The following is an 8,370-nucleotide window of genomic DNA, read 5'->3' as shown; positions in this document are numbered from 1 at the left end:
GCCGCTCCCGAAGGAGCGGCTCTTGATCTTGCCTGTTGTGGATTATTTGCCGATGCAGAAGCTGGAGAAAATCCGCCCCAACAAATCATCCGAGCTGAATGCCCCGGTAATTTCGCCCAAGGCATGTTGTGCCTGGCGCAAGTCCTCAGCCAGCAGCTCTCCTGCGCCCGCCAGGGTCAACTGAGCACGGCCGTGCTCAAGGTGTTCGCTGGCTTGGCGCAAGGCATCCAGATGGCGCCTACGGGCACTGAAACCACTCTCTGCAGTCTGTTCGTAACCCATGCAGGCCTTCAGATGGTCGCGCAGCAGTTGCAGCCCTGCATCGTCCCCTTTGGCGCTGAGGGTGATCGTCACATGGCCGTCATCACACTGCTCCAGCGCTACCCGCTCACCACTCAGGTCGGCCTTGTTGCGAATCAGCGTGACCTTGGCCGGGTCTGGCCGCTGGTCGAGAAATTCCGGCCACAAAGCGAACGGGTCGCTGGCCTCGGGCGCGGTGGAGTCGACCACCAGCAACACACGGTCAGCCTCGCCAATGGCCTTCAGGGCGCGTTCCACGCCGATCTTTTCCACATGGTCGTCGGTATCGCGCAAACCGGCCGTATCGACGACGTGCAGTGGCATGCCGTCGATGTGGATATGTTCCCGCAGGATGTCCCGGGTGGTACCGGCAATGTCGGTGACAATGGCCGCTTCCCGGCCAGCAAGCTGGTTCAGCAGGCTCGACTTGCCCGCATTCGGCCGGCCGGCGATGACCACCGTCATGCCGTCACGCAGCAAGGCGCCCTGCCCGGCCTCGCGCTGCACAGTGGATAACTCGCTGCGTACGGCATCGAGCATCGACAGCACGTGGCCATCGGCAAGGAAGTCGATTTCTTCTTCCGGGAAGTCGATAGCCGCCTCGACGTAGATGCGCAGGGCAATCAACGCTTCGGTAAGGCTGTGCACACGTTTCGAGAACTCCCCCTGCAGCGAACGCAGGGCGTTACGCGCCGCCTGGCTGGAACTGGCCTCGATCAGGTCGGCAATAGCTTCGGCCTGGGCGAGGTCAAGTTTGTCATTGAGGAACGCACGCTCGCTGAATTCGCCCGGGCGGGCCAGGCGGCAGCCGACTTGTACACAGCGCTGCAGCAACATGTCCAGGACCACAGGTCCGCCGTGGCCCTGCAGTTCGAGCACATCCTCGCCTGTGAACGAATTCGGCCCCGGGAAGAACAGCGCGATGCCCTCATCCAGTACAAGCCCTTCATCGTCGCGGAACGGGCCGTAATGGGCATGCCGAGGGGTGAGTGTACGGCCGGTGATCAACTGGCCGGCCTTGGCAGCCAGAGGCCCGGACAACCTGACAATACCCACCCCGCCGCGGCCTTGGGCGGTAGCGATGGCGGCGATGGTTTCACGCACAGTGTTCATGCTCGAAAGCCTCTACGACAAAAACGACAGATAGCAAAAACGCCCCACTAGGGGGCGTTTTTTATTCACAGGCTAGCGCAGTAGCCTGTCAAGCAGCAGCTTTTTTGCTGGCTGCCTCGATGCTGCGGGTGATGTACCACTGCTGAGTGATCGACAGGCAGTTGTTCACAACCCAGTACAGCACCAGGCCAGCCGGGAACCACAGGAAGAAGAAGGTGAAGATGATCGGCATCATTTTCATCACCTTGGCCTGCATCGGATCCGGTGGGGTCGGGTTCAGGCGCTGCTGGATGAACATGGTGGCGCCCATGATGATCGGCAGGATGAAGAACGGATCCTTGATCGACAGGTCGGTAATCCACAGCATCCATGGGGCCTGGCGCATTTCAACGCTTTCCAGCAGTACCCAGTACAGGGCCAGGAATACCGGCATTTGTACCAGGATCGGCAGGCAGCCGCCCAGCGGGTTGATCTTCTCTTTCTTGTACAGCTCCATCATCGCCTGGGACATCTTCTGGCGATCGTCACCGAAGCGTTCCTTCAGCGCGGCGAGCTTCGGCGCAACAGCACGCATACGTGCCATCGAACGGTAGCTTGCAGCCGACAACGGGAAGAACAGGCCTTTGATCAGCATGGTCAGTACGATGATCGACCAGCCCCAGTTACCCAGCAAGCTGTGGATATGTTGCAGCAGCCAGAAGATCGGCTGGGCAATGAACCACAGGAAGCCGTAGTCGACGGTCAGTTCCAGGCCTGGGGACAACTCTTTCAGCTTGGACTGGATTTTCGGACCGGCGTACAGCATGGCGCTGGTTTCGACCTTGCCGCCAGCAGGCACGCTGATGACTGGGCCGGTGTAGCCGATGATGTAGTTGCCCTGGCTGTCCTTGCGGGTCTGGACAACGTTGTTGTCCGACTTGGCCGGAATCCAGGCGGTCACGAAGTAGTGCTGCAGCCAGGCAACCCAGCCGCCGGACACATTTTCTTTCAAACTACCTTTGTCGATGTCCTTCATCGAGACCTTTTTGTAAGGCTCGGAAGCTGTCCACAGGGCGGCGCCCAGGTAGGTTGCGGTGCCGGTAGCGGTGCTCGACGACGGATCGGAGCTGGCGTCACGCTTGAGCTGGGCAAACATGTTGCCGCTCCAGGCCTGACCGCTCTGGTTGTCGATCAGGTAGCTGACATTCAGGTCGTACTCACCACGCTTGAAGCTGAAGCGCTTGATGTAGTTGACGCCGTTGTCGCTGAACTTCAGGTCGACCACCAGTTGATCCTGGCCATCAGCCAGCTGGTAACCCTTCTGGTCGGCTGCGTAAAGCGGGCGACCGGCAGGGCGGGCATCCGGGCCATTGGCACCGGTCAGGCCGCTTTGTGCCAGGTAGACACGCTCACCACCGTTGTCGAACAGCTGGAACGGAATGTCCGGGTGGTCCTGGCGACGTGGGAACTTCGGCAGGTTCAGCTGGACGATGTCACCACCGACCGGATCGATAGCCAGGTCCAGAACATCGGTCTTGACCCGGATCAGGTCCTTGCTGACTGCAACGGGTGCCAGTTCGGCTGTGCTGGTTTCGGCGTTGGCGCTCGGTACATCGGCGCTGGCGCCGGCATTACCGGCCGGTACGCCATCCGGCAAGCCCGGGGCAACAGTGCTGGCAGCAGTATTCTGAGTCGGCAGGGCAGCCTGGCCGTAGTCCTGGTTCCACTTGAGGACCATGACGTAGGACACGATTGCCAGGGCGACGATCAGGATCGTGCGTTTAATATCCATGATTACTCGGCTATCGAAGAAGTTCGGGAGGAAGGAGCAGGTGGAACGGGATCGAAACCGCCGTCGTTCCACGGATGACAACGCCCCAGGCGACGAACGGCTAGCCACCCACCACGCCAGAGGCCGTGGTTTTCGATGGCTTCATAAGCGTAACAGGAGCAGCTGGGGAAGAAACGACAGTGGTTGGCCATCAGGGGGCTGATGGCATAACGGTAAAACTGGATCGGAACGAGCGCCAGTTTACGCATCTTGGCTGTCTACCCCTGCGGAATTGGCGGTGACTGCTGGTGTTGGCCGGCTGCGCGCCAGGCGTTTCCAGAGTTTGCCAAAGTGTTGGTGCAATTCCGGGTTTTCTACTTCACCCAATCCCTTGCGCGCGACGATCACGATGTCCAACCCGGCGAGCATTTGCTGGTTCAGACGAAAGGAATCGCGCATCAAGCGCTTGAGGCGGTTGCGTTGAACGGCGAGCTTGACGCTCTTCTTGCCAATCACCAGGCCGAGCCTTGGGTGATCAAGGCCGTTCTCGCGAGCAAGGATCAGCAGGTTTTTCCCTGGAACCTTGCCGGTTGGGGAGTCGAAGACCGCTTTGAAGTGTCGGGGTGTAAGCAGTCGCTTTTCCCGACTGAAGTCCTGACTCACCACCTGTGCCGAAAAATCAAATGGCCAGACGCTTACGGCCTTTGGCACGACGACGCGACAGAACAGCGCGGCCGTTCTTGGTAGCCATACGGGCACGGAAACCGTGGGTGCGGGCGCGCTTGATGGTGCTTGGTTGGAAAGTACGTTTCATGGCGTGTTACCTGGTTTGTCGACGACGGGCCGGGATGGCCCCCTTTTTAAGAGACCGGCGATTCTAGAGAAAGCAAGCCCATAGGTCAATTTCCAACCAGTCTTTCCATATAGAGCACAGGATGGACGGTGCCTTCCGGTTCATCCCCAAGGGGTGCTTGATCGGACACACGAATCGGGGACAACATGAAAAAAAAAGAAGAGACATATAAAAAGCTTTTCTGAAGAACTTATAAATCTTATGTGGGTAACCTTCTGTGGATAACCTGCTCTAGCCCACAAATAACGCCATGTACAGAGTTTTACAACCGTGTTCTCAACCGGTGCTGCACCTGTTTCATTCGTGCGGGCAAGCTGTGGATTAAAATGCCACTTACCCACAGGCGAGTTATCAACAGGTCTGACCTCAGGGTTGTGCATAGCCCTCATGGCCGGTTATCCACAGACCTTATTCACAACGCGGCAAGGCCGTTTTGGTCGATAAATGGCTGTTTTGTCATGGCTCCTAACGTGTCCACATGTGGATAACTGGCCGCCCGACCGGTACAATGGCGGTTTGTTTTTGCCTCATCCGGCTTTCAAACTCAGGGGATATCCGTGTCAGTGGAACTTTGGCAGCAGTGCGTGGAGCTTCTGCGCGATGAACTGCCTGCCCAGCAATTCAACACCTGGATCCGTCCGCTACAGGTCGAAGCCGAAGGCGACGAGTTGCGCGTCTATGCGCCCAACCGTTTCGTTCTCGATTGGGTCAATGAAAAGTACCTGGGTCGCTTGCTCGAGCTGCTAGGTGAAAACGGCAGCGGTATTGCGCCTGCCCTTTCCTTATTGATAGGTAGCCGTCGCAGCTCGGCTCCGCGTGCCGCGCCCAACGCACCGGTCAGTGCTGCCGTGGCGGCCTCGCTCGCTCAAGGCCAGGCGCACAAGCCTGTACCGGTAGCTGCGGTCGAACCTGTTGCAGTGCCGGTGGCCGAGACGGTATTGGTCGAGGATATTGCCGAACCGTCCGCACGCGACAGCTTCGATGCCATGGCCGAAACGGCTGCGGCACCCGTCGTTGGTGGTCGGGCCGAGCAGCGCACGGTGCAGGTTGAAGGTGCGCTCAAGCACACCAGCTACCTGAACCGTACCTTCACCTTCGAAACCTTCGTCGAAGGTAAGTCGAACCAGTTGGCGCGTGCGGCTGCCTGGCAGGTCGCGGACAACCCCAAGCATGGTTACAACCCGCTTTTCCTCTATGGCGGTGTGGGCCTGGGTAAAACCCACCTTATGCATGCTGTGGGTAACCACCTGCTGAAGAAGAACCCGAACGCCAAGGTCGTGTACCTGCATTCGGAGCGCTTCGTCGCGGACATGGTCAAGGCTCTGCAATTGAACGCTATCAACGAATTCAAACGCTTCTACCGTTCGGTGGATGCGTTGCTGATCGACGATATCCAGTTCTTTGCCCGTAAAGAGCGCTCGCAGGAAGAGTTTTTCCACACCTTCAACGCTCTGCTTGAGGGCGGCCAGCAGGTAATCCTGACCTCTGACCGTTACCCCAAGGAGATCGAAGGCCTGGAAGAGCGCTTGAAGTCGCGCTTTGGCTGGGGCCTGACGGTGGCCGTCGAGCCACCCGAGCTGGAAACCCGCGTGGCCATCCTGATGAAGAAGGCCGACCAGGCCAAGGTCGAGCTGCCGCATGATGCGGCCTTCTTCATTGCCCAGCGTATCCGCTCCAACGTGCGTGAGCTGGAAGGTGCCTTGAAGCGGGTGATCGCCCACTCGCACTTCATGGGCCGCGATATCACCATCGAACTGATCCGCGAGTCGCTGAAAGACCTGCTGGCGCTGCAGGACAAACTGGTCAGTGTGGATAACATTCAGCGAACCGTCGCCGAGTACTACAAGATCAAGATCTCTGATCTGTTGTCCAAGCGGCGTTCACGTTCTGTCGCACGTCCACGCCAGGTGGCCATGGCCCTGTCGAAGGAGCTGACCAACCACAGTCTGCCGGAAATCGGCGACATGTTTGGTGGTCGCGACCACACGACTGTGCTGCACGCCTGCCGCAAGATCAACGAACTGAAGGAATCCGACGCGGACATCCGCGAGGACTACAAGAACCTGCTGCGGACGCTGACGACCTGATGGCCGTCTGCGCAGCTAATTGAAGGCAAGGGACTAGACCATGCATTTCACCATTCAACGCGAAGCCCTGTTGAAACCCCTGCAACTGGTCGCCGGTGTCGTCGAGCGCCGTCAGACCTTGCCGGTCCTGTCCAACGTATTGCTGGTTGTGCAAGGCCAGCAACTGTCGTTGACCGGTACCGACCTGGAAGTCGAACTGGTAGGCCGCGTGCAACTGGAAGAGCCGGCTGAGCCCGGCGAAATCACTGTCCCGGCACGCAAGCTGATGGACATCTGCAAAAGCCTGCCGAACGACGCCCTGATCGATATCAAGGTCGACGAGCAGAAACTGTTGGTCAAGGCCGGCCGTAGCCGCTTCACCCTGTCCACCCTGCCAGCCAATGACTTCCCGACGGTGGAAGAAGGCCCGGGCTCGCTGACCTGCAATCTGGAACAGAGCAAGCTGCGCCGGCTTATCGAGCGCACCAGCTTCGCCATGGCCCAGCAGGATGTGCGCTACTACCTGAACGGCATGCTGCTGGAGGTGTCCCGCAACACCCTGCGCGCAGTGTCCACCGATGGTCACCGCCTGGCGTTGTGCTCCATGACCGCGCCGATCGAGCAAGATGATCGCCATCAGGTCATCGTGCCACGTAAAGGTATCCTGGAGCTCGCGCGTTTGCTCACGGACCCGGAAGGCATGGTCAGCATCGTGCTTGGCCAGCATCACATCCGTGCCACCACCGGTGAATTCACTTTCACCTCCAAGCTGGTGGACGGCAAGTTCCCGGACTACGAGCGCGTACTGCCCAAGGGCGGCGACAAGCTGGTGGTCGGTGACCGCCAGGCTTTGCGTGAAGCTTTCAGCCGTACTGCGATTCTTTCCAACGAAAAATACCGTGGCATTCGTCTGCAACTGGCTGCTGGCCAACTGAAAATCCAGGCCAACAACCCCGAGCAGGAAGAAGCAGAGGAAGAAATCAGCGTGGACTACGAAGGTAGCTCGCTGGAAATCGGCTTCAACGTCAGCTACCTGCTCGACGTGCTGGGCGTAATGACTACTGAGCAAGTTCGTCTGATCCTCTCGGATTCCAACAGCAGTGCCCTGCTGCAGGAAGCGGGCAATGACGATTCTTCCTATGTTGTCATGCCGATGCGTCTGTAACCCATAGCAGGCGACATGTCCCTTCGACGTATCATGGTCACCGCGGTGCGCAATTTGCACCCGGTGACACTCTTACCCTCCCCCCGTATCAACATACTTTATGGCGCCAACGGCAGCGGCAAGACCAGCGTGCTTGAGGCCGTGCATTTGTTGGGGCTGGCGCGCTCTTTCCGCAGCACACGCCTGAACCCGGTGATCCAGTACGAACAGGCTGCCTGTACCGTGTTTGGTGAAGTGCAGTTGACCGAGGGTGGCACCAGCAACCTGGGCGTCTCCCGGGAGCGCCAGGGGGAGTTCACTATTCGCATTGATGGGCAGAATGCGCGCAGCGCGGCGCAACTGGCGGAGTTGTTACCGCTTCAGCTCATCAACCCAGACAGTTTCCGCCTGTTGGAAGGTGCCCCGAAAATTCGTCGCCAGTTTCTGGATTGGGGGGTGTTCCACGTGGAACCTCGCTTCTTGCCAGCCTGGCAGCGGCTGCAGAAGGCGCTGCGACAGCGGAACTCATGGTTGCGTCATGGTACACTTGACCCAGCTTCGCAAGCCGCTTGGGACCGGGAACTGTGCCTGGCCAGCGCGGAAATAGATGAATACCGTCGCAACTACATCAAGGCCTTGAAGCCCGTCTTCGAGCGAACCCTGAGCGAACTGGTCGAGCTGGACGGGTTGACCCTGAGCTACTACCGAGGCTGGGACAAGGACCGGGAACTGCAAGAAGTACTCGCCTCCTCTCTCCTTCGCGATCAGCAGATGGGCCATACCCAGGCCGGTCCGCAGCGTGCTGATCTGCGTCTTCGTCTGGCTGCCAACAATGCAGCCGACATCCTGTCGCGTGGTCAGCAAAAGCTGGTGGTGTGTGCATTGCGCATTGCCCAGGGCCACCTCGTTAGTCAGGCTCGCCGCGGTCATTGTATTTATCTCGTGGATGACTTGCCGTCCGAACTGGACGACCAGCATCGCCGCGCGCTGTGCCGCTTGCTTGAAGAATTACGCTGCCAGGTGTTCATCACCTGTGTAGATCACGAATTACTGAGGGAAGGCTGGCAGACGGAAACGCCAGTTGCTTTGTTCCACGTGGAACAAGGCCGTATCACCCAGACCCACGACCATCGGGAGTGAAGGC

8 protein-coding genes are annotated in these 8,370 nt (G+C 59.0%); 3 read left to right on the top strand and 5 right to left on the bottom strand.

Annotated elements, in window-relative coordinates:
* Positions 1–42: 42 nt before the first annotated feature.
* From mnmE to rpmH, 5 genes are all read right to left on the bottom strand, one after another.
* Positions 43–1,413 (bottom strand): tRNA uridine-5-carboxymethylaminomethyl(34) synthesis GTPase MnmE, encoded by a 1,371-nt coding sequence (gene mnmE, locus PM2_RS20745; protein WP_016712773.1) that lies wholly within the window; start codon positions 1,411–1,413, stop codon positions 43–45.
* A gap of 88 nt (positions 1,414–1,501) precedes the next feature.
* Positions 1,502–3,184: a membrane protein insertase YidC gene (gene yidC / locus PM2_RS20740; RefSeq protein ID WP_016712774.1), complete on the bottom strand. Its 1,683-nt coding sequence runs from the start codon at positions 3,182–3,184 to the stop codon at positions 1,502–1,504.
* 2 nt (positions 3,185–3,186) lie between these two features.
* On the bottom strand, positions 3,187–3,432 hold the full coding sequence (gene yidD, locus PM2_RS30250; protein ID WP_015268406.1) for a membrane protein insertion efficiency factor YidD: 246 nt from the start codon (positions 3,430–3,432) through the stop codon (positions 3,187–3,189).
* The gene (gene rnpA, locus PM2_RS20735) at positions 3,425–3,829 is read right to left on the bottom strand and encodes a ribonuclease P protein component (RefSeq protein WP_016712775.1); all 405 of its coding nucleotides are present in this window, start codon (positions 3,827–3,829) and stop codon (positions 3,425–3,427) included. The genes yidD and rnpA overlap by 8 nt, the downstream gene beginning before the upstream one ends.
* 13 nt (positions 3,830–3,842) lie before the next feature.
* A complete protein-coding gene (rpmH, locus tag PM2_RS20730) occupies positions 3,843–3,977 on the bottom strand; it encodes a 50S ribosomal protein L34 (RefSeq protein WP_003253163.1) in 135 nt (44 codons plus the stop codon).
* Between the two features lie 596 nt (positions 3,978–4,573).
* Here rpmH and dnaA point away from each other — a divergent pair.
* The 3 genes from dnaA to recF are packed head-to-tail and all read left to right on the top strand — an operon-like array spanning position 4,574 to position 8,366.
* Positions 4,574–6,103 carry a chromosomal replication initiator protein DnaA gene (gene dnaA, locus PM2_RS20725; protein WP_016712776.1) on the top strand — a complete coding sequence of 510 codons (1,530 nt, stop codon included), beginning with the start codon at positions 4,574–4,576 and terminating at the stop codon, positions 6,101–6,103.
* Positions 6,104–6,143: 40 nt separating this feature from the next.
* Positions 6,144–7,247, top strand: a complete 1,104-nt coding sequence (gene dnaN, locus PM2_RS20720) for a DNA polymerase III subunit beta (protein ID WP_016712777.1) — start codon at positions 6,144–6,146, stop codon at positions 7,245–7,247.
* Between the two features lie 15 nt (positions 7,248–7,262).
* A complete protein-coding gene (gene recF, locus PM2_RS20715) occupies positions 7,263–8,366 on the top strand; it encodes a DNA replication/repair protein RecF (protein ID WP_016712778.1) in 1,104 nt (367 codons plus the stop codon).
* Positions 8,367–8,370 lie beyond the last annotated feature (4 nt).

The organism is Pseudomonas monteilii NBRC 103158 = DSM 14164, assembly GCF_000730605.1.
Taxonomy (GTDB): domain Bacteria; phylum Pseudomonadota; class Gammaproteobacteria; order Pseudomonadales; family Pseudomonadaceae; genus Aquipseudomonas; species Aquipseudomonas monteilii.
Note: the sequence above shows the minus strand (reverse complement) of the source record. Positions and strands in the feature narration are given on the sequence as shown.

What these genes read in the sequence shown, in the direction of transcription:
- mnmE (WP_016712773.1), bottom strand. Translation starts at nt 1,413, where the DNA reads ATGAACACTGTGCGTGAAACCATCGCCGCCATCGCTACCGCCCAAGGC.
- yidC (WP_016712774.1), bottom strand. Translation starts at nt 3,184, where the DNA reads ATGGATATTAAACGCACGATCCTGATCGTCGCCCTGGCAATCGTGTCC.
- yidD (WP_015268406.1), bottom strand. Translation starts at nt 3,432, where the DNA reads ATGCGTAAACTGGCGCTCGTTCCGATCCAGTTTTACCGTTATGCCATC.
- rpmH (WP_003253163.1), bottom strand. Translation starts at nt 3,977, where the DNA reads ATGAAACGTACTTTCCAACCAAGCACCATCAAGCGCGCCCGCACCCAC.
- dnaN (WP_016712777.1), top strand. Translation starts at nt 6,144, where the DNA reads ATGCATTTCACCATTCAACGCGAAGCCCTGTTGAAACCCCTGCAACTG.
- recF (WP_016712778.1), top strand. Translation starts at nt 7,263, where the DNA reads ATGTCCCTTCGACGTATCATGGTCACCGCGGTGCGCAATTTGCACCCG.